General features: G+C 71.8%; 14 protein-coding genes. 3 read left to right on the top strand and 11 right to left on the bottom strand.

Going from position 1 to position 18,827, the window contains the following annotated elements; translation table 11 throughout:
• Positions 1-143 precede the first annotated feature (143 nt).
• The 5 genes from ACIQOU_RS00465 to ACIQOU_RS00445 form a co-directional block, all read right to left on the bottom strand.
• On the bottom strand, positions 144-1,028 hold the full coding sequence (locus ACIQOU_RS00465; RefSeq protein WP_401532612.1) for a hypothetical protein: 885 nt from the start codon (positions 1,026-1,028) through the stop codon (positions 144-146).
• A complete protein-coding gene (locus ACIQOU_RS00460; RefSeq protein ID WP_401532610.1) occupies positions 1,025-3,187 on the bottom strand; it encodes a hypothetical protein in 2,163 nt (720 codons plus the stop codon). The genes ACIQOU_RS00465 and ACIQOU_RS00460 overlap by 4 nt, the downstream gene beginning before the upstream one ends.
• Before the next feature lie 20 nt (positions 3,188-3,207).
• The gene (locus ACIQOU_RS00455) at positions 3,208-4,149 is read right to left on the bottom strand and encodes a hypothetical protein (protein ID WP_401532608.1); all 942 of its coding nucleotides are present in this window, start codon (positions 4,147-4,149) and stop codon (positions 3,208-3,210) included.
• 151 nt (positions 4,150-4,300) lie between these two features.
• Positions 4,301-4,957 (bottom strand): Crp/Fnr family transcriptional regulator, encoded by a 657-nt coding sequence (locus ACIQOU_RS00450; RefSeq protein WP_401532607.1) that lies wholly within the window; start codon positions 4,955-4,957, stop codon positions 4,301-4,303.
• Positions 4,958-5,094: 137 nt separating this feature from the next.
• Positions 5,095-6,153: a methyltransferase gene (locus ACIQOU_RS00445; RefSeq protein ID WP_401532606.1), complete on the bottom strand. Its 1,059-nt coding sequence runs from the start codon at positions 6,151-6,153 to the stop codon at positions 5,095-5,097.
• A 395-nt stretch (positions 6,154-6,548) separates the two neighbouring features.
• Between ACIQOU_RS00445 and ACIQOU_RS00440 the strand changes: the two genes are divergently transcribed.
• The 3 genes from ACIQOU_RS00440 (at position 6,549) to ACIQOU_RS00430 (ending at position 11,944) form a co-directional block, all read left to right on the top strand.
• Positions 6,549-8,408 (top strand): flavin-containing monooxygenase, encoded by a 1,860-nt coding sequence (locus tag ACIQOU_RS00440; RefSeq protein WP_401532605.1) that lies wholly within the window; start codon positions 6,549-6,551, stop codon positions 8,406-8,408.
• On the top strand, positions 8,405-10,051 hold the full coding sequence (locus ACIQOU_RS00435) for a hypothetical protein (RefSeq protein ID WP_401532604.1): 1,647 nt from the start codon (positions 8,405-8,407) through the stop codon (positions 10,049-10,051). The genes ACIQOU_RS00440 and ACIQOU_RS00435 overlap by 4 nt, the downstream gene beginning before the upstream one ends.
• Before the next feature lie 144 nt (positions 10,052-10,195).
• A complete protein-coding gene (locus tag ACIQOU_RS00430) occupies positions 10,196-11,944 on the top strand; it encodes a hypothetical protein (protein ID WP_401532603.1) in 1,749 nt (582 codons plus the stop codon).
• A 163-nt stretch (positions 11,945-12,107) separates the two neighbouring features.
• Here the strand turns inward: ACIQOU_RS00430 and ACIQOU_RS00425 are convergent, their stop codons facing one another.
• Genes ACIQOU_RS00425 through ACIQOU_RS00400 form a run of 6 tightly spaced genes read right to left on the bottom strand, consistent with a single transcriptional unit; the run spans position 12,108 to position 18,827 of the window.
• On the bottom strand, positions 12,108-13,370 hold the full coding sequence (locus ACIQOU_RS00425; protein WP_401532602.1) for a cation:proton antiporter: 1,263 nt from the start codon (positions 13,368-13,370) through the stop codon (positions 12,108-12,110).
• Positions 13,363-14,547, bottom strand: a complete 1,185-nt coding sequence (locus ACIQOU_RS00420) for an acyl-CoA dehydrogenase family protein (RefSeq protein WP_401532601.1) — start codon at positions 14,545-14,547, stop codon at positions 13,363-13,365. Before ACIQOU_RS00420 ends, ACIQOU_RS00425 begins: the two co-directional genes overlap by 8 nt.
• Positions 14,544-15,320, bottom strand: a complete 777-nt coding sequence (locus ACIQOU_RS00415) for a thioesterase II family protein (protein WP_401532599.1) — start codon at positions 15,318-15,320, stop codon at positions 14,544-14,546. The genes ACIQOU_RS00420 and ACIQOU_RS00415 overlap by 4 nt, the downstream gene beginning before the upstream one ends.
• Positions 15,317-16,705 carry an FkbM family methyltransferase gene (locus ACIQOU_RS00410; protein ID WP_401532598.1) on the bottom strand — a complete coding sequence of 463 codons (1,389 nt, stop codon included), beginning with the start codon at positions 16,703-16,705 and terminating at the stop codon, positions 15,317-15,319. Before ACIQOU_RS00410 ends, ACIQOU_RS00415 begins: the two co-directional genes overlap by 4 nt.
• Positions 16,702-17,874, bottom strand: coding sequence for an alpha/beta fold hydrolase (locus ACIQOU_RS00405; RefSeq protein WP_401532595.1), 1,173 nt, complete (start codon positions 17,872-17,874; stop codon positions 16,702-16,704). Before ACIQOU_RS00405 ends, ACIQOU_RS00410 begins: the two co-directional genes overlap by 4 nt.
• A complete protein-coding gene (locus tag ACIQOU_RS00400; RefSeq protein WP_401532593.1) occupies positions 17,874-18,827 on the bottom strand; it encodes a chlorinating enzyme in 954 nt (317 codons plus the stop codon). The genes ACIQOU_RS00405 and ACIQOU_RS00400 overlap by 1 nt, the downstream gene beginning before the upstream one ends.

The raw sequence follows: 18,827 nt of genomic DNA, 5'->3' as shown, positions 1-18,827 counted from the left end.
TCGGAGCAGGGGACTTGGCCTGGCGTCCGGGCCGCGTTCGACGGCCGTGAGGGGAACGCCGGGTTCGTCGGCGGGGACGGGCGTGCCGTCCGAAGGCGGCGCGCCCGTCCCTCTCGTCGGACTTTCGAATGTCGCGGCCGTCCTCACATGGCCGCACCGGGAACCGGGCGTCCCAGTGCGGAGATGCGGTCGCGCAGCAGGTAGGAGATCTCCTTCCGCTCCTGTTCGGTCAAGGTGCCGAGCAGTGCGGCCAATTCCTCCTGCCAGTCGGTGACGGGAGGGCTCAGCAGGGTGGGGTGGTCGACGGCCCAGTCCAGGACCTGGCGGACCTGGTCGGGATGTCTGAGCAGCCAGAGCGCCGCCAGGGAGACCGGCCCCGCGTGCAGCGCCTGGAGGCAGAACTCGTACTCGCCTCGCCGGCTGGGGGTCCACGAGTAGCGGACTCCCTGGCTCTCCTCCTGACCGAGGAGGAGTTCCTCGCCGTTCTCCCGCAGACGTACGTCGAACACCCGGTAGCTCAGGCCCGTTTCCGCCACGCGTTGCGGTGTGCCGAGGTGCTGCATGATCTCCGGCGCGCCGAGCCCGCTGCCCGCCTCCGGCTGGGCATCGGCCAGAGCGCGCAGGGTCGCGGTGAGGTGGGAGTGGACCACGTGCCAGCCGTGTGGGGTTCTCGTCCGCACGACGCGCACCGGATCGTGCACCCACCACGACACCCACAGGTCCACCGATTCCGTGCCGTACACGGTGGGCAGGCCGATGGCCCGGGTGGCTACGTGCTCGGTCACGTCCACGCGGAAGACGTCGGTGTAGTTGCCGCCCATGCCGGGCGCGGCGGCCTCGTCGGAGTCCGGCACGGGTGCGCCGGTGTCCTCCGGATCGCCGCGGTGGCCGAGCAGGAAATAGTCACCGGCGATGTCCCTCAGTACGAGGGACCAGTCCCGTGCGGCGGACCAGCGGTGGCTGAGGATCTCCAGCCAGGGTGCTCGGTCCGTCCGGACGTAGAGACGCTCGGTCGTGTCGTCGCTCATGCCGCCTGCTCCTTCTCGCCGTTGCGCCATGTGTCGAGCGAGGCCCGGGCGATGTCCCGTCCCGCCCAGCCGTCGGTTTCTCTCCGGTCCATCTCGACGAAGAGCCGGAACTCCCCGAACTGCATGGAACGGGCCAGGGCGGCGAACAGGTTCTCCACCGCGCGGAACAGCATTTCGTCCCACTTGCTCCAGTCGGCCCACCGCAACAAGGCGGCGCAGGTCCGGTCGAAGGAGCTGTCCGTGTTCAGCGCCTGTCGCATCACCTCGACGATGAGCAGTCCGTCCACGGTCTCCCGGGCGAGCTGCTCCTGGAACCACTGGGGGGACTGCAACAACTGGCCGAACAGCACGAGCAGTTGTTCCGTGTCGGCGTGCTCCTCGACCAGCCATTCGAGAAGCCGGTCGAAGACGTTCTTCTCGTGACCGGCGTGGAACAGCGTCAGGATCGCCGACCGCGCCGCACGACGAACCCGGACCTGCCCCTCGGGCTCCCCGTCACGGGCCCTCGCCCCGCTCAGCAGGGTGTGGAGCAGACGCAGGGCGAGATCCGGGCGGGACAGCCCGAACTCCGTTCCGCACGCGTTGGCCACCGTGGTTCTCAGGTGGGGGCTGCCCGCCACGCTCCAGTTCCTGAGCCGATGGCGTACCTCCGCGACCAGTACCGGGTCCTCCGCCGCGATACCGAGGGCGTGCGCGGCGATGAGGCGACTGGTGCTGCGGTCGGATTCGGCGAGGGTCTCGACGTGGCGCAGTGCCCGGCGCCCGCCGCCCCAGCTCGTCGCCATCCCCATGACCCGGCCCACCGGTCGGGTCAGTTCCACGTCGCGGCTCACCTTGTTCAGCCACTCGACGAGCAGGTCGGCCAACTGCCCGTACTCGCGCCATACGTGTCTGAGAACGGCTTCGGCTTGTCCGTGCCGGATGAAGGTGACCGCCTCCACGCTGTGTGCGTAGGCCCCAGCCGTACGGATCTCGCTGGGCTGTCGACGGGCACGGACGGCGTGCAGCACCTCGGTCAGGGGGCGCCGGAAGACGAAGTCCGGGTTGGGGCGTTCTGGCTTGTCGCCGCCCTGGGAGCCCTCCGCCTGGAGCACGGCCGTCAGACGCCCGTCGGCCAACTCCAGCAGCCGGTCCGCTTCCTCCCGGACGACACGGTGGTCCAGTCTCTCGTAGACACACGTCGCCAGCAGGAACGCCAGGGCGTCCGGGTCGCCGCGCAACGTCCCGATGAGATCGGGTACTTCCTGCTCGGCCCGGTAACTCAGCCGGGCCTGGAGGCCGCCGAGTGCCTCCGCGTCGCCGTCGGCCGCCACGATGGCCGTCACCAACTCGACCACTTCGGCCGGCACCAGTTCGGGAACCAGGAGTTGCCCCAGCGCGTCGCTGTCCAGCGCGGCCAACAGCCGCTCCCGCTCGTGCTGTGCCGTGACCACTGCCTCGAAACGGCTGCCGAACACCCTGGAGGGAGGCGGCGGTTCGCACATCACGGGACTGATGTGGAGGTCTTGTTCGAGGCGCCGCAGCAGGGCCGCGTCATCGGGCAGGACGATCACCATGTACGCCCTGGCGTCGTTCAGCAGGGACCGCACATGGCCGAGGACGCCGGGCCCGAGCTGCTGGGACGGGAACAGTCCGTCCACGAGGTAGCCGCGTGCCGAGGTGTCGGTGGGTTTCCAGCGGTCCAGTTCGGTGACGCTGTCCACCGCCCGGAGCGGGGCGTCGTCCCCGGCCCGCGCGCGCAGCAGGTTGAGTGCCACGGTGCGACGGCCCGATCCCGGACGTCCGGCAAGGAAGAGCGGTCCTCGCTTCAGCTTCGCCAACGCCGCCCGGAACCAGTCGGGTTCCGCGAACCCGAACGCGGCTGCCGCCACCTCCGTCGGCGGAATCGGCCCCTCGCGGACCCGGGTCTCCCGCTGTGTCCGGGGTCCCTCGGCCGACGCGTTGTGCACACGTTGACCGCCGTAGACGGAGCCCGTGTTGACGTTCGCGTTGGGGGCGAAGAGGACGGACCCCGAGAAGCCGCCCTCGCTTCTGCCCATGGCGTCGAAGAGCTCGGAGACACCGAGCTTCGGTTCCGGGCCCGACGGCTCGTCCTCGGGTGGGATCTCGGGCGGGTTCTCGGGCTTCGTCCGATCGGGGTCGGACGGTTCGTCGGGCACGGCCCCTGTGCCGTCCGCAGTCACGGTCGGCCCTGGTACTTGTTGCCGCGGACCTGGTCGCCCTGGAAGCCGCGTACGCGGTTGGCCTTGTTTCCCTGGACGTGGTCCCCGGCGACGTTGTGGTTGCTGACGCTCTGCCCGCCGTGCACCGTGCCCGTGTTGAGGTTGCCGTGGGGAGCGCTGATCCGCGTGCGCGTGCTCTGCTCCCGGTCGTCGTCCGCGTGGTCGTCGACCTCGGGCTGATGGGTGTTCTGTTGCGCCGGCGCCTTGTCGGGGACGTCGGCCCGGGTCTCCTCGTACAGCGGCCCGGACGGCTGGGGCACGTAGAGCCAGGCCCGCTGGGCGAAGGGCCTGCCGTCCACCGTCGCGGCCACTTCCACGAAGTGGTCGGGGTGCCGGCCGGTGTAGCCGCCGGCGACGGCGTCCTCGTAGCAGCGGTCGGAGAGGATGCCCGCCACGTGCGTGATGTTCTCCTTGTGCGAGGCGAGAACGGCCTTGACGGGGACGGAGTCGAGCAGGCGGTGGGTGTCGTTGCGGGCCGTGCCGTTGCCGCTGAACTCGTCGCCGGTGTCCGGCAGCGGACCGATGTGCAGGCTGGCCCGGAGCCTGATCGGTGCCGCCCCGAGAGACAGGACGTTGTAGTCGGTCAGCACGTCCTGGAGGGTGAGCAGCAGCGGATGGATCACGAAGGGCATCAGCGCGGGGGCGAAGCCGAAGATGTAGCCGTCGCCGGTCGAGGCGGGGAACTTCCGGTCGTTCCAGAGCTCGTCCAGTCCCGCCCTGCTCAGGGCCGTCCTGAGCAGTTCCGGGACGGCGCGGCTGATGGTCTCGTGCTCGATGGCGGGACGCCCCGTGAATCCCTTGGCGTCCACGGCCAGGATGCCCCGGTAGTCGGGGAGCAGACGGCTGCGGCTGTAAGCACTGACGCTTTGCTGGGGCAGTTCACCGATGTGCTCGGGCATGGATCACTCCTCTGTGAAGCTCCGCCCGGCCCTTGACGGTCCGGGCGGAGACGTGTGCGTTCGGCTGGCCGTGCCGCTTGAGCTTCACAGGGGGTGCGCGGGCGTTCCGCTCCGCGAGTGCGGATGGAGTGTGACGTGGAGCACGGTGTCGTCACGTGCCGGTCGGGTCGGGCAGGACCTCTCTCAGCTTGTCGACGCTGGTGATGGTGATGCGGGTGCGCCCTGCCGTCACCCGGGCCGGACCGAGCTGCGTCAGAGCCTTGCCGACGGAGTTACGGCCCACCCCGATGTGCTGGGCCAGTTCTTCCCTGGTGAGGGAGAAGTCGAGGCCGCCGCCGGAGACCTCGACCAGCCGGAGCAACGCCATGGCCAGGCGTTCGTGCACGGCACCGTCGTAGACCTCGGTCTGCTCCCGGAGCCGGCTGGACGCCAGTACGGCAAGGGGGTGCGCCAGCCGGTGCTTGTCCACGAAGCGGCGAAAGTCCTCAGCGAGAACCTCCGACACTTTGCATTTGCTCATCGTCAGAACGTCGGCCAGTCGCAGTCCCCCGTGCTGGAGCGCCATCTCGCCGACGATCTCGCCCGGCCCGCGGAAGGCGAGCAGCCGCTCCCGCCCGTCCCGGTCCCTGCGGACCACCTTGACCATCCCGCTGATCAGAGCCAGGACGCGAGTCCCCTCGGTGCCCTGCTCCAACAACAGCCGGTTCGACACATAGGTCCGGGACGGGTAGCGCGTCAGCCCCGCCCACGCTTCGTCGGACACCAGGTCTCTGAGGGTGGTGACCGAGGAGGCACGATGTTCGCTCATGCGATGAAGTTAGGGGGCCAGGCTCCTCGTTGCGTACGGAATGCCCCAATCCGCACGCGTGGCCGCCCAATGCGGCTGGATCTGTTCCATGCGGCGAGATCGGTACGGTTCTCGCCCGCACGGACCGGCCGGAGCGGTCAGGCCCCCTCCCCCACCCCCGCCTCCAGAACCGACACCAGTGATGCTGATGGGGTGGTGGTGTGGAGGGTCAGGCCGGCCTGGGTGAAGAGGGAGGTGAACTCTTCCAGGCTTCGTTCTCGGCCTGTTGAGAGGGTCATCATGTTGAGGTCCATCAGGGGCTCCAGGCCGGGGGCGCCGACCTGGTCGACGAGGAGTTCCATGACCAGGACGCGGCCGCCGGGGCGGAGGGCCGCTCGGCAGTTGCGCAGGATGCGGACGCAGGAGTCGTCGTCCCAGTCGTGCAGGACGAACTTCAGCAGGTGGAGGTCGCCCGGCGGTATCTCGGTGAAGAAGTCGCCGCCGACGAAGGTGAAGCGGTCCTCGACGCCCAGTTTCGCCGCCGAGGCGTCCGCCTCCGAGGACACGTGCGGGAGGTCGAGGGCGACGCCCCGCAGTTCGGGATGGCGGAGCATGAGGGTCTGGACGAGGTTGCCTCCGGCGCCGCCGACGTCGACGGCGACCTCGGCGCCCTTGAGGTCGATGACGTCGGCGAGTTGATGGGCGAGGCCCTCTGTCATCGCCGTCATGGCGTTGGTGAAGACCTCGGCCTCACCCGGGCTGGTGCTGAGCCAGTCGAAGAACGGGGCGCCGAGCGCGTCCTGCGCCGTGGGGGCGCCGGTGCGCAGCGCGTCGGCCAGCCGGCCCCACGGCAGCCAGTGCGACTCGGCCCCGCCCCACAGCGCCAAGTCCCGCAAGGACCCCGGGGTGTTGGAGCGCAGGGTGTCGAGCAGGGGCGTGCCGACGAAGTGCCGGCCGTCCTGTGAGGTGGCCAGGCCCAGCGAGGCGCACGCCCGCAGGAAGCGGAACGTCGAGCCGGGGTCAAGCGACTCCGCCTCGGCGACCTGCGCCGCCGTCGCCCCGTCGCCGTGCAGATGGTCGGCCACATGCAACTCGGCTGCCGTGCGCACCACTTGGGTGACCCAGTAGCCCGTCATCATCTGGAGCATGCGCCCCGTCTCACCCTCGGGCGCCGCCGTCGATCCCGTCGCCACGAAACGATGCTCGAACAAGGTCATGTGCCGTCTCTTTCGCTCTGCCGTACCTGGATCTCCGTGCGGGGTCCGGCTCCGCCTTCGGCCCGGTCGGCGATGAGTAGGGAAGGGGGGCGTTCGTCCGTCCAGAGCGCCCCACTGGCCAGACGCGGAGATCACGCTCCCCGTTCCCTTCTCGCCGTTCCCTTCTCATCGTCCGGACCGATAGCATTACTTAAGTAAAGCAATGGCTGAAAGTTCTCCTTTGTCGAGCGCGGTGACGGGTACCGTGAGCGCCGGAGGCGGTCGGCTGTTCGAGCCGTGGGTCGTCGGGGAGCATCGGGTGCCGGTCGCCCACGCGGGCACCCACGGCCGTCGGGGCCCTCGGCCGCCTCGCGGCGACGAGCACGGCACACAGCACGAGGAGACGGACAGACCGCATGACTTCCCCCCACGACGAGCCGGTCGCCCTGTCCACGGACGCCGGGGGCGACACGCCTTACGGCTTCGACCCCGACGCCCTGCGCGCGAAGTACCGCGCCGAACGCGAGCGCCGTATCCGGCCCGAGGGGCAGGGCCAATACCGGCGCCCGGACGGGGAGTTCGGGTATTTCGCCGAAGACCCGCACGCCGACCCGGAGTTCACCCGCGAACCCCTCACCGACCGGGTCGAGGTCCTGATCATCGGCGGCGGTTTCGGCGGGCTGCTCGCCGGTGCGCGGCTGCGTCAGAACGGCGTCGAGTCGGTCCGGATCATCGAGAAGGGCGGTGATTTCGGGGGCACTTGGTACTGGAACCGGTACCCGGGCATCCACTGCGACATCGAGGCGTACATCTATCTGCCGCTGCTCGAAGAGGTCGGCTACGTCCCGGAGTGGAAGTACGCGCCGGGCGACGAGATCCGCCGTCACGCCTGCGCCATCGGCCACCGTTTCGACCTCTACCGTGACGTCTGCTTCCAGACCGGGGTGACCGGACTGCGCTGGGACGAGCGGGAGTCGGAGTGGGAGGTGGCCACCGACCGGGGCGATCTGATCCGGGCCCGGCATGTGATCGTCTCCACCGGTACCTTCACCGAGGCCAAGCTGCCCGGCATCCCCGGCATCGAGACGTTCCGGGGGCACACCTTCCACACCAGCCGCTGGGACTACGCCTACACCGGCGGCGACGCGGACGGGAATCTCCACCGGCTCGCCGACAAGCGCGTCGCCCTCATCGGGACCGGCGCCACCGGCGTCCAGGTGGTGCCCCATCTCGGCGCCGACGCCCAGCGGTTGTACGTCTTCCAGCGCACCCCGTCCTCGGTCGGCGTGCGCGGCCAGCGGCGCACCGACCCCGACTGGGCGGCGTCGCTCACCCCCGGCTGGCAGCGCCGCCGCATGGACAACTTCCTGCACCTGGTCACCGGCAACCCGGTCGACGAGGACCTGGTGGCCGACGGCTGGACCAGCACCGCACGGCTGCACAGCAAGGTCATCCCCAACAACGGCTTCGCCGACCTCCCGCCCGAGGAGCGCGAACACCTCTACGAGATAGCCGACTTCGAGCAGATGAACGAGATCCGGGACCGGGTCGCCGCCGTCGTCGAGGACCCGGCGACGGCCGAGGCGCTCAAGCCCTGGTACCGCTTCATGTGCAAGCGGCCCGCGTTCAGCGACCTCTACCTCCAGACCTTCAATCGGCCCAACGTCACCCTCGTCGACACCTCCGACACACACGGCGTCGAGCGGATCACCGAGCAGGGACTCGTGGTCGGCGGCGTCGAGTACGAGGTCGACTGCATCGTCTTCGCCACAGGTTACGAGGTCGGCGCCTCCGGCGTGCTCACCGGGCGGCTGCCCATCCACGGCCGGGACGGCGTGGCGCTCCTCGACCACTGGAAGGGCGGACCGCGCACCCTGCACGGCTTCTACAGCCACGGGTTCCCCAACCTCTTCCAGCTCGCCCCGATCCAGAACTCGACCGCCGCGAATTTCGTGCACGCCCTCGACGAGCGGGCCCAGCATGTCGCCGAGGTCATCGCCGCCGCCCACCAGCGCGGAATCCGGCGGGTGGAGCCGAGCGCGCAGGCCGAGGAGGCCTGGGTGCGGACCATCCGTGAGAAGGCGGCCGACCTGCACGCGTTCCAGGCCGAGTGCACGCCCGGCTACTACAACAACGAGGGCAGGCCCCGGGCCCGCAGCGAGAGTTACGGAGACGGCCCGGTCGCCTTCCACGCCCTGCTGCGGGACTGGCGCGCCAACGGCGGACTGGACGACGTCCTCGCACCGCACCATCGGACGAACGGACACCACGGATGACCGTCAGCAGGTTCGACGCCGGCAGCGCCGCCCCGCCCACCCGCGACCGGTGGCGGGACAGCAGGCTCAACCGGCCCAACCCCCTGTGGGGTTCGAACGGCGTGACCTTCGGACCCGACGGACGGCTGTACATCGCCCAGTACCTCGCCGGGCGGATCAGCGCCCTGGACATCGCCGGCGGGGACCTCGACGACGTCGTACCGATGGGCGGGCCCGTCCAGTCGCCCGACGACATCGCCTTCGGCGCGGACGGCTCCCTGTACGTCGCCGACCTCGTCCCCGGCCTGGTCTGGCGGCGCACCCCCGAGGGCGAGTACAGCGTGGTCTCGGACCAGGTGCAGGCGCCCAACGGCATCACCTGTGTCGGCGACCGGCTCTTCGTCAACGAGATGAAGACGAACGGCCGGGTGCTGGAGCTGTTCCCGGACGGCGGTGAGCCCGTGGTGCTGACCGAGGGCCTCGCCTTCGGCAACGCCATGCAGCTCGGCCCGGACGGCCACCTGTACTACCCGCACATGTGGACCGGCCAGATCTGGCGGGTCTCCCCCGACGGCGGCGCGCCCGAACTGGTCGTCGAGAACGTGCCGACCCCGGTCGGCGTCCGCTTCGACCGCGGCGGCGTGCTGCACGCCCTGTCCCTGGGCATCGAGGGCTTCGTCACCCGGATCGACCTGCACGGCAGCGGCTCACGCACCCTCCTCACCAGCGGGATCACGGGGATCGACAACGCGGCGTTCGACGCGGAGAACCGCATGTTCGTCTCCAGCTACGGCAGCGGCGGCATCACCGAGATGCTCCCCGACGGGCGCACCCGCGATGTCGTGCCGCGCGGCTTCTCCGGCCCCTACGGGGTGACCGTCGACCTCGGCGGCACGGTGTACACCGGCGACCACTACCGCATCGCGAGCCCGCCGGACACCGCGCCCGACGACGCCGTCGTCACCCATCGGCTGCGCCCGTTCGCCCACGGCATCACCGCGTCCGACGGTCTCCTGCACTTCACGTCGCAGTACGGCCAGGTCGAGACGTACGACCCCAGGACCGAGGAGTCGCGGGTGCGGGCGACCGGTCTGGAGCGGCCCACCGGCATCGACGTCCGTGCCGACGGCTGTCTCGTCGTCGCCGAGGCGGACGGGGGCCGGGTGGTCTCCATCGCGCGGGACGACACCGTCACCGTGCTGGTCGAGGGCCTCGACCGGCCGGTGGACGTCGCCCATGATGCCGAGGGCCGGTGTTACGTCAGCGACGAGGCGCGGGGTGCCGTGCTGCGGATCGACGACGGTACGGCGGTGACCGTCGCCGAGGGGCTCGGGGCGCCGCAGGGCCTGGCCGTGCTCGACGACACGCTGTTCACGGTGGATGTCGCAGGCCGAGCACTCCGGTCGATATCCCTGACGACGGGCGCCGCGAACGTCGCGGTGGAGAACCTCGCCGTGGGTGTGCCCCCGGCCGCCGCCGGCCGCCGGGACCCGGCCCTCTTCGTCCTCGGCATGCCGGGCGCGCCCCGCCCCTTCGCCGGTCTGGCCGCCGCCCCGGACGGCACCCTGCTGCTCTCCGCCAACGGCGAGGGGACCGTCGTTCGACTGACCGTGCCCACGGAGCCACGGCGACAGCACACCGGTACGCCCCGCTCGCCCCGGTAACTGCCGGGCGGGCGGGGATCGTTGTTCCCGGTGACGTGAACCCGCCGTTGCCTTCCCCGTCGGCGTCCGTGGCCTGGCTATCCTGCGCGTACATACAGCATGTGATCGTGCTGTCGCTGTCCGCACCGAATCCGGGAGCCGTGGATGCAGGAGCAGAATCGGGAACAGACCGTCGTCCACCGTGGCAGGACGCTGGCGTGGAAGGGGCTCTGCATGGGGCCCGCCCTGCTGTCGCGCGCCCAACTGGAGGAGGTTTCCCGGCAGTTGCTCGGCGTGGACCTGGCCGGTGCGGAGGAGGCCGCCGGGAAGGAACTGCGCCCGTTCGGCGCGCCGCAGGGCGCGGTACCGGCCATCGTGCTGGGCACCGCGTCCACCCTCAAGGGCTGTTTCGAGGCCGATGTGGCCAGCCTGGCCCTGGGCAGGTCGCCGGACGACTTCTCCGCGTACGTGGAGGCCCGGTCGGTGTATCTGGCGGCCCCCGGCGACCTGGTCGTGGGCCGGGGCGAGGCGTGGCGGCAGGCGGTGGCCCGGTCCGAGGCGGTCGGGGTGGAGGTGCCCGAGCTGCGCTACTACTACCTCTCCCACGCCCTGCTGACGATGGCCCTCGCCGCGCCCCAGGACCGGCCGGCCGCACCGTTGGAACGTCTGGTCCGGCAGTTGCGTTCGGCGCCGGAGACGGTGGTGCGGTTGTTCGCGCTGGACTCCGAGGCGCGGGTGCTGCTGCTGTGGCTGAAGCGGGCGGCGGGCCTTGAGCAGTTGCGGGTGGAGGCCAACGGGCCTGAGATCGCGGAGCGTTGGAACCGCAAGACGACGTTGTATCCGACGCCCGAGGAGGCGATCGGCGTTCCCGCGACCGACGGCGACCCGGGCGTTGTGCTGGACGCCGAGGCCGAAGTGACGCCGTTCCACCGGGAGTTCGGGGTGCTGCTGCCGCGGCTTCCCGGGTACTCGATCACCCGACGCGGGGCCGACGAGGCGTTGTTGCGTCAACGGGTGCACAGCGCGGCCCAGTTGCTGCGCGAGCGGTACGGTCTCGAACTGGGCTGCTTCAAGCCCGCCGAGGAACTGACCGGCAACCGCATCCGGATGGGGGTGCCGCTGGGGGACGTGGCGGCGCTCGACGCGTTGGCCCGGCAGGCGATGGAGACGCAGGAGGACTACGTTCTGGAGGCCCACACCCACTATCTGCGCCATGGCATCCCCGGCTACGAGTTCATCCTCGCGCCGTCCGCGCACGTGGTGGCGGGGCGGCCTGCCGAGGGCGGCACCGTGCAGATCACCCGGGGCAGCGTGTGGGAGGGCAGCGTCTATGTCGACGAGGACACATGCGCTCGATTCGGCATCGCGCCGGAGCAGTTCCGTGCCGTGCGGGACGGGGTGGCGGGGTTGCACGGGGCGTTCGAGCGGGCGGGGCGTCAGCTCGGGCGCGACCTGGGGTTCGTCAAGGGGGGTGTGGATTTCGCGCTCGCCCGGCTCGGGGGGCGGTTCGGGGAGCGGACCGTGGTCGCCATGCAGGACCTGAACCTGTCGTCCAACGGGGCGGAGTATGTGCGGGCGTTTCTTGCGGAGGCGCGGGGGCGGCTCGGTGAGGTGCGGGGGGTGTATGCGGCGACGAAGGTCGTGCGGCCTGCTGACCAGACGGATCTGGAACGGTTGTCGGACGGCGTCCGGCGTGTCCGGGCTGGGTCCGCCGGGGGCGCCGGGTCCGCCGGGGGCGGGGGTGACGGGTGGGCGCGGGCCATCACGTCCGTGCCGGGGAGGTGGGGGTTGATCGGGGTGGCTGCGGGGTGCCCTCGGCGGGCTGCGGTGGAGGTGCTGGAGTTGGAGCGGGGGTTGCATGTGGGTGGGTTGCTGCGGGCCAGCTTGCGGGAGGGGTCCGTGGACGCCAAGTGAAGATGCCCCCTCTCGGGGGCGGGGGCCGGGGGGCCGGGGGTTGTCTGTCGGGTGCGGCTCCGTCGTGGCTGGTCGCGCAGTTCCCCGCGCCCCTTAAAAACCGGGCGTTGCCCGGACGTTGGCTGTCAGGCTCGGGTCCGCTGGTCGTGGCCCCGTTTCGGGGTTATGGGTGCTTCTGGGTGGGGTGGGTTGGGGATGGGGGGCGGGGGGTGGGGAGTTGGGGGGTGGGGGCGTCGGGGGTGGGGAGGAGGGGGGACGTCATTACTGTGGTGAGGACTGCCATGACCACCAGGATGGCGTAGAACTCTGCGTCTATGAAGTGGAGTTGGAGGCCCACCGTGAGGATCACCACCTCGGTGAGGCCTCGGGTGTTCATCAGGACCGCCAGGGTGAAGACCTCGGGGCGAGGGAGGCCCGCCGCGACGGCGCCCAGGCCCGCGCCGATCACCTTGGTCGCGACGGCGACCGCCAGCATCGCGGCGAGGCCGCCGAGGTGGGCCGCGCGGAACGTGGAGAGGTCGACGCGGGTGCCGGCGATGACGAAGTAGAGGGGCAGCAGGAGGGGCGTCGCGGACTTCTCCAGGCCGTCAAGCACCGCCACCCGTACCCGTTCCTCCGCCGCCTCCCGTGGCATCACCGCGCCGAAGGCGAACGCCCCGAACACGAAGTGGATGCCGAGCCATTCGGTGGCCGCGCAGGACGCCATCAGCCCGGCGACGACGAGGACGACGGTGCCTGCCGAACCGGGGGCGCCCTGACCGCCGTTGCGGAGCAGGTGGGCGGCGAGGGGGCGGACGACCAGGAGCAGCAGCGCGAGGTAGACCGGCAGGAACAGCATGCGCCAGGCGGCGGCGTCGCTGAAGAGGGCGGCGACGACGGCGAGGCAGGCCCAGGCGATCAGGTCGTTGACGCCGGCGGCGGCCATGGCGACGCGGCCCACGGGGGTGTGGTCGAGCCGTTGGTCGGCGAGGATGCGGGCGAGGACGGGGAACGCGGTGACGGACAGGGCGACGCCGACGAACAGGATGAAGCCGGGGGCGCCCGAGGGGCCGTGGTCGGCGGCGTACGGCAGGGCGACGAGGCTGCCGCCGGCCAGCGGCAGCAGGACCGAACCGGCGGCCACCCACAGGGCCGTTCGGCCGCTGCCGCGCACGAACGCGGGGTCCATCTCGTAGCCGATGACGAACATGAACAGGGCGAGGCCGACGTTGGCCAGGGCGCCCAGGAGCGGTTGGACCTCGGCGTAGGGGACGGCGTCGCGCCAGCCCCAGTTCGGGGAGAGCAGGGTCGAGCCGAGCAGGACGCCGGCGACGATCTCCCCGACCACCTCGGGCTGGCCCAGGCGCCTCGCGCCCGCTCCGCAGAGCCGGGCCACGCCGAGCACGAGGGCCAGTGCGACGAAGAACCACGCGGTCTGATCACCCATCGGAACCTCCTTCCCGCATCATCCCGGGTCCGCCGAGGACGGCGTGACCGATGAGGTCGCGCATCACCTCGCTGGGGCCCGCGGCGATGGTGGCGGCGCGCGCGTCGCGCTGGGCGCGGGCGGCGGCGGACGTCTCCAGGTAGCCGTGGGCGCCCTGCAACTGGAGGGCGGTGTCGGCGAGTCGGCAGGCCAGCTCGGTGGTGTGGAGTTTGGCCATGGAGCATTCCAGGGCGGGCAGTTCGCCGTGTTCGTACAGCCATGCGGTGTGGTGCACGAGGTGGCGGGCCGCTGACAGTTCGGTGGCCAGGTCGGCGACGCGGTGCACGAGGGACTGTCGGTGGGCGAGGGTGTCGCCGGCGACGTGGCGTGCGCGCAGGAAGGCGCGCAGGTCGTCCAGGGTGTGGTCCATGCCGCCGAGGGCGAGGGTGGCGGCGACCAGGCGTTCCCACTGGAGTCCGCGCATGAGGTAGTAGAAGCCGTGGTCGGGGCGGCCGATGAGACTGCCCACGGGGACGCGGACCGCGTCGAGGGTGACGGTGGCGGTACCGGCCGAGCGCCAGCCGACGGTGCGGCACGGGGTGCGGGTGACGCCGGACAGGTGGGTGTCGATCACCAGCAGGGAGAGGCCGGTCGGGCCGCGTCGGGCGGGGGCGCCGGTACGGACGGCGGTGACGAGGAAGTCGGCGGTCATGCCGTTGCTGACCATCGTCTTGGTGCCGTCGACGACGAAGTGGTCGCCGTCGCGGACGGCGGTGGTGGCGAGCGCCGACAGGTCGGAGCCCGCGCCCGGCTCGGTGATCGCCAGGGCGGCGACCTGCTCGCCGCGCACGGCGGGGGCGAGGTGGGCGCGGCGCAGGTCGGGGCCGCCCGCGCGGGCGAGGTAGTCGGTGGCCATGTAGGCGTGGACGGAGACGGCGGCGCGCAGTCCGCCCCAGCCGGTGCGGCCGAGTTCCTCCAGGAAGACGACGGAGGTGAACAGGTCGCGGGCGCCGCCGCCGGACTCCCGTGGGTGCGCCAGGCCCAGGTAGCCGCGTTCGCCGAGGAGTTTCCAGGTCGCGGCGGGCACGGTGTCCTGTTCTTCCCAGCGGGCCGCGTGCGGCAGGATCTCGGCGGCGAGGAAGGCGCGGACCTCGGTGCGGAAGGCGGCGTGACCGTCGTCGAAATAGGGGGACTTCACGATCGGTCGCTCCTTCGGGGCAGGGCCGGGGCCGGGGTGGTCTCCTCAGCGAGCAGCGCGAGCAGGTCCGGGGTCCGGGTGAACGGGAAGAAGTGGCCGCCGTTCAGGGCGTGTTCGCGGTGTCCGTGCGGGGCGAGGGAGCGCCAGGCGGCGACCGCGTCCGGGGGTGCGACGTCGTCCTCGGTGCCGCTGAACACCGTTGCCGGGCACGGGAGTTGGGATGGTGCCGGGTGGGTCCAGGTCTCGGCGAGGCGGATGTCGGCGCGGAGCATGGGGGTGAGCAGCGCCATCAGCGCTCGGTCGGCGAGGACGTCGGCGGGGGTGGCGGTGAGGCGGCCGAGTTCGGCGTGGAACTCCTCGGGCGGCAGGGCGTGCAGGGCGGGCAGCGCGCGGGGTACGTGCGGGGCGCGGCAGCCGGACAGCAGAACCCGCTCAGGCAGCCGGGTGAGCGGGCCGACGACGCTCTCGTAGGCGAGCATGGCGCCCATGCTGTGCCCGAACAGCAGGTAGGGCGAGGGGATGTGGGCGTCGAGTGCGGCGGTGAAGTCCCCGGTCAGCGACGGCCAGTCGGCGAGGGGTGGTTCCCGCAGCCGGTTCTCCCGCCCGGGCAGCCGAACGGCGATCAGCTCGACGTCGGCGGGCAGCCGCGCGGCCCACGGCCGGAACACCCCGGCCCCGGCCCCGGCGTAGGGCACGCACACGAGCCGGAGCCGGGCGGCCGGGCGGGGCAGCGGGCGGTGGAACCAACGTGCCGCGCCCGTGGTGCCGTTCATCGATGCGCTGTCCTCTCGGGTGCGCCGCTCGCCGCCACGGCTGCGGCCAGTGCGCCGAAGGTGGGGTCGGTGAAGATCAGGTCGGGGGTGAGGGCGTCCTCGCCGAGTTCGCTCTCCAGGGTCGCCATCAGGCGGACGGCGGTGAGGGAGTCGCCGCCGAGGTCGAAGAAGTCGGCGTCCGGGCGGACGGCTTCGGGGCCGAAGAGCTGCGCCCAGATCCGGGCGAGGACGCTCACCCGCGGTGAGGTGTCGGTCGGGCGTGCCACCGGCTGGGGGTCGTGGTCGCCGGTGAGGGCGGCGACGACCGTGTACCGGCTGGGCGGGGTGGCCGAGGGGAGGCGTCGGGCGGTGAGCCGGCGGAGTTCCTCCTCCAGGCGGCGCAGGGTGGGGCCGTCGTCGGACACCGGTGTCGGTACCGGGGCGGTGTCGGTGTCGGGGCGGCGGGCGTAGACGTTGTGGCAGGGGGTGCGGGTCAGGCGGGGGTCCTGGTCGGTGGTGGTCCAAAAGCCCCGGGCGCGCAGCCGGGCGACGACGTCCGCGAGGCGGCCCTCGACGTCGTGGACCTCCATGACGATCCGGTCGATGCGTGGCCAGACGGTGTCGTCGATGCCGTCGAGGACGTCGGCCTCGGCCTTCTCGACGTCGATCTTCAGCAGGTCGATGCGGTCGAGGTGGTGGGTGTGGACGACGGTGGTGAGGGTGGTCACCGGGACCCGGCGGGGGCGTGCCGTCATCCGGTCGGCGGCCATCCGGTCCAACTGCGTTCCCTGGTAGGCGTTCTCGCCGGTCAGGAGGTAGCCCTTGAGGACGTCGAGATCCTCGTCCGGGTCCGCGAACCGGCCCGACATGACGCTGTTGTGGGGGTAGAAGGTGAACGCGGTCTCGCCCTCGGCGCGGCCCAGCGCGCAGCGCAGCACGGTGGCGTCCACGTCGTGGAGTTCGGCGTTGAGGGCGACGGCGTCGGCGAGTTCGGCGACCGGTTCGACGGCGATGATCCGGGCGCCGGGGCTCTGGCGGGCGACGCGGAGGGTGAACATGCCGATGTTGGCGCCGACGTCGACGACGACGGCGTGCGGGGGCAGCGCGATGCCGTGCCGGAAGTAGGCGTTGTCGGTGAAGAGTTCACGGTGCAGGAAGTCGGTCTCGCTGCGGTTGAGTCCGGCCACCCGGAGCGCCCCGGCGGGTTCGTGCCAGGTGAGGGGGCCGAGTCGGCCGGCCGCTTCGAGGGCGGCGGAGCGGTGCAGGACCCGGGCCGCGCGGGGGTCGGCGACCAACCGGGCCTGAACGCCGGGGCCTTCGGGGTCGGCGGTGACTAACGCCTCGGCCACGGCGGGGTGTTCGCCGAGCACGGCGGCCAGGTGCTCGGTGCGGGAGTTGTCGTTCATGTGCCCTTCCGGTCGGGGACGGTCACGGAGTCCAGGAACTGCCGGGCCAGCGTGAGGAGTTCACCGCCCGCGTCGAAGGCGGTGAGGTGGTCGCCGGTGGGCAGCCTGCGCAGCTCGGCGCGGGGCAGGTGCCGGGCGACGAAGGCGGAGCCGGCGGGGTGGGCGGTGGCGTCCTGGTCGCTGGTGACGACAAGGGCCGGCTGCGGGACGTCGAGCAGCTGGCGGCAGTCGGCGGTCATGAGGGCGCCGTTCAACAGGCCGTAGCGGTGCAGGAGTTCGGGGGTGGCGTAGGGGTGGATGAGGTAGTGGGCGAGGTCGGGGCGGAGCGCCGACAGGGCGGTGGGGCGGCTCATCAGGCGGTGCATGGAGGCCGCCTGCGGTCGGCCGCGGGCGACGAGGGCGAGCAGGGCGGCGATGTCGTGCTGGTGGGGCGTCTTGGGTGCCTCGTCGCCGAGTTCGTAGTCGCCGTGCCACAGGCTGAGGGAGGTGACGCGGTCGGAGCGGGCGGCGGCCGCGAGGGCGATCACCGCTCCCCCGCACAGGCCGAGCGCGTGGGCGTGGGTGATGCCGAAGCCGTCGAGGACGGCGAGGACGTCGTCGCTCTGGGCGGTGAGGCTCGGGTCGGGCGGCGGGCCGAGCCCGGTGCCGTCGTCCGGCGCGAACAGGCCGCGGCTCTCCCAGGTGAGGACGCGGTAGCGGGTGGACAGGGCGGCGAGCCAGGTCACCGTGAGGCCGACGGGCATGCCGCAGGCGCTGACGACGATCACGGCGGGGGCGTCCTCGGGTCCGGCGGCCCAGCACCTGAGCGGCGTGCCGTCCAGGGCGGGCACCAGCACGGCGGGCCCGGGGAACGCGGCCAGGGCCGACCGGGCCGCGCGCTCCGCCTCCCCGTCGGCCACCGCACCGGGTGCGCGCAGCGCCAGCCGCCTGCTCACCGCCAGCTCCACCGCCGTCAACTCCTCGGCGTCGCCCACCACTTCGGGTCCGGGCAGGCCGAGGGCGCCGCCGATCCGGTCGAGCAACTCCTGCGCCGACGCGCGCTGTTCGGAACGGAGCGGCTCGACGGGGGCCACCCGCACCCGGTCCGGCATGATCCGGGTGAGGGAGGCCGTGTCGAGCAGGGCGGCGGCGAGCGCGGCCGGGGTACCGGCCGCGGGCACCGTCGGCATCACCTGCCGGCCGGGGGCTGGGTGGTGAAGGGGTGGTCGCGGGTGGTGCGGTCGGCGATCCGGTTGTGCCCGTGCTTGTCGGCGCCGCTGACCAGGACCGCGCCGTACCGGTCGAGGCTGACGCGGCCGCCGTACTCCTCGATCGCCTCGGTGCCGGGGTAGACCTCGACGGCGGTCGGCACATAGCGGGAGGCGAAGCCCATGCGCATGTCGCGGGTGCGGCCCTGGTGCGGGTGCGAGGCGTGCATGAGGGTGGACCAGAACATGATGAACTGCCCCGCCCGCATCTCCATGGAGACGGCCTCGGACTCGTCGGGCTTCCAGTCGGGGTCGATCTGGAGTTCGCGGTAGTCGTAGCCGAAGAAGCCGCGCCGGACGCCGTCCTTGTCGACGGCGGTGTTGCGGCCCGGCGCGTAGTGCATGCGCTTGGTCTCGTCGTAGAACATGGTGCGGTGCGTGCCGGGGATGAACTGGAGGCAGCCCATCTCGGCGCTGGCCTCGGTGAACGCGCACCAGACGGTGATGGTGCCGCCGAAGTCGGAGCCGCCGGGCCACTGGATCTGCGGGGTGCCCGACGCGTTGGCGAAGGTGTCCGCCTGGTGCCAGTCGGTGCCCTCGTCGCCGGGGTGCTTGGGGAAGAACTCGGTGCGCCAGCACAGGACGTCGGGGCCGAGGACGGAGGCGACGCGGTGCACGATCTCCGGGCGGGTGATGTGGTCGGCGAGGAAGGGGTGGTCGAGGTGGCGGTCGTAGTTGGAGATGTTGGTGGCGGCGGAGACGGCCGCGTCCTCGCTGTAGACGGCGGAGCTGCGGTCGAGGAGTTCGAGGCGGGTGCGGCCCCAGCCTTTCTTGATCTCGTCGGGCTGGTAGAGGGTGAAGGGGCCCGCGTAGCCGTTGCGGTGGAAGGCGGCGAGGTCGTCGGGGCTCAGGGAGAAGTCGGGCTGTGCGGTCAT

It is taken from the genome of Streptomyces sp. NPDC091279 (assembly GCF_044757465.1).
Taxonomy (GTDB): domain Bacteria; phylum Actinomycetota; class Actinomycetes; order Streptomycetales; family Streptomycetaceae; genus Streptomyces.
Note: the sequence above shows the minus strand (reverse complement) of the source record. Positions and strands in the feature narration are given on the sequence as shown.

What these genes read in the sequence shown, in the direction of transcription:
- ACIQOU_RS00465 (WP_401532612.1), bottom strand. Translation starts at nt 1,028, where the DNA reads ATGAGCGACGACACGACCGAGCGTCTCTACGTCCGGACGGACCGAGCA.
- ACIQOU_RS00455 (WP_401532608.1), bottom strand. Translation starts at nt 4,149, where the DNA reads ATGCCCGAGCACATCGGTGAACTGCCCCAGCAAAGCGTCAGTGCTTAC.
- ACIQOU_RS00450 (WP_401532607.1), bottom strand. Translation starts at nt 4,957, where the DNA reads ATGAGCGAACATCGTGCCTCCTCGGTCACCACCCTCAGAGACCTGGTG.
- ACIQOU_RS00445 (WP_401532606.1), bottom strand. Translation starts at nt 6,153, where the DNA reads ATGACCTTGTTCGAGCATCGTTTCGTGGCGACGGGATCGACGGCGGCG.
- ACIQOU_RS00440 (WP_401532605.1), top strand. Translation starts at nt 6,549, where the DNA reads ATGACTTCCCCCCACGACGAGCCGGTCGCCCTGTCCACGGACGCCGGG.
- ACIQOU_RS00435 (WP_401532604.1), top strand. Translation starts at nt 8,405, where the DNA reads ATGACCGTCAGCAGGTTCGACGCCGGCAGCGCCGCCCCGCCCACCCGC.
- ACIQOU_RS00430 (WP_401532603.1), top strand. Translation starts at nt 10,196, where the DNA reads ATGCAGGAGCAGAATCGGGAACAGACCGTCGTCCACCGTGGCAGGACG.
- ACIQOU_RS00425 (WP_401532602.1), bottom strand. Translation starts at nt 13,370, where the DNA reads ATGGGTGATCAGACCGCGTGGTTCTTCGTCGCACTGGCCCTCGTGCTC.
- ACIQOU_RS00415 (WP_401532599.1), bottom strand. Translation starts at nt 15,320, where the DNA reads ATGAACGGCACCACGGGCGCGGCACGTTGGTTCCACCGCCCGCTGCCC.
- ACIQOU_RS00410 (WP_401532598.1), bottom strand. Translation starts at nt 16,705, where the DNA reads ATGAACGACAACTCCCGCACCGAGCACCTGGCCGCCGTGCTCGGCGAA.
- ACIQOU_RS00405 (WP_401532595.1), bottom strand. Translation starts at nt 17,874, where the DNA reads ATGCCGACGGTGCCCGCGGCCGGTACCCCGGCCGCGCTCGCCGCCGCC.
- ACIQOU_RS00400 (WP_401532593.1), bottom strand. Translation starts at nt 18,827, where the DNA reads ATGACCGCACAGCCCGACTTCTCCCTGAGCCCCGACGACCTCGCCGCC.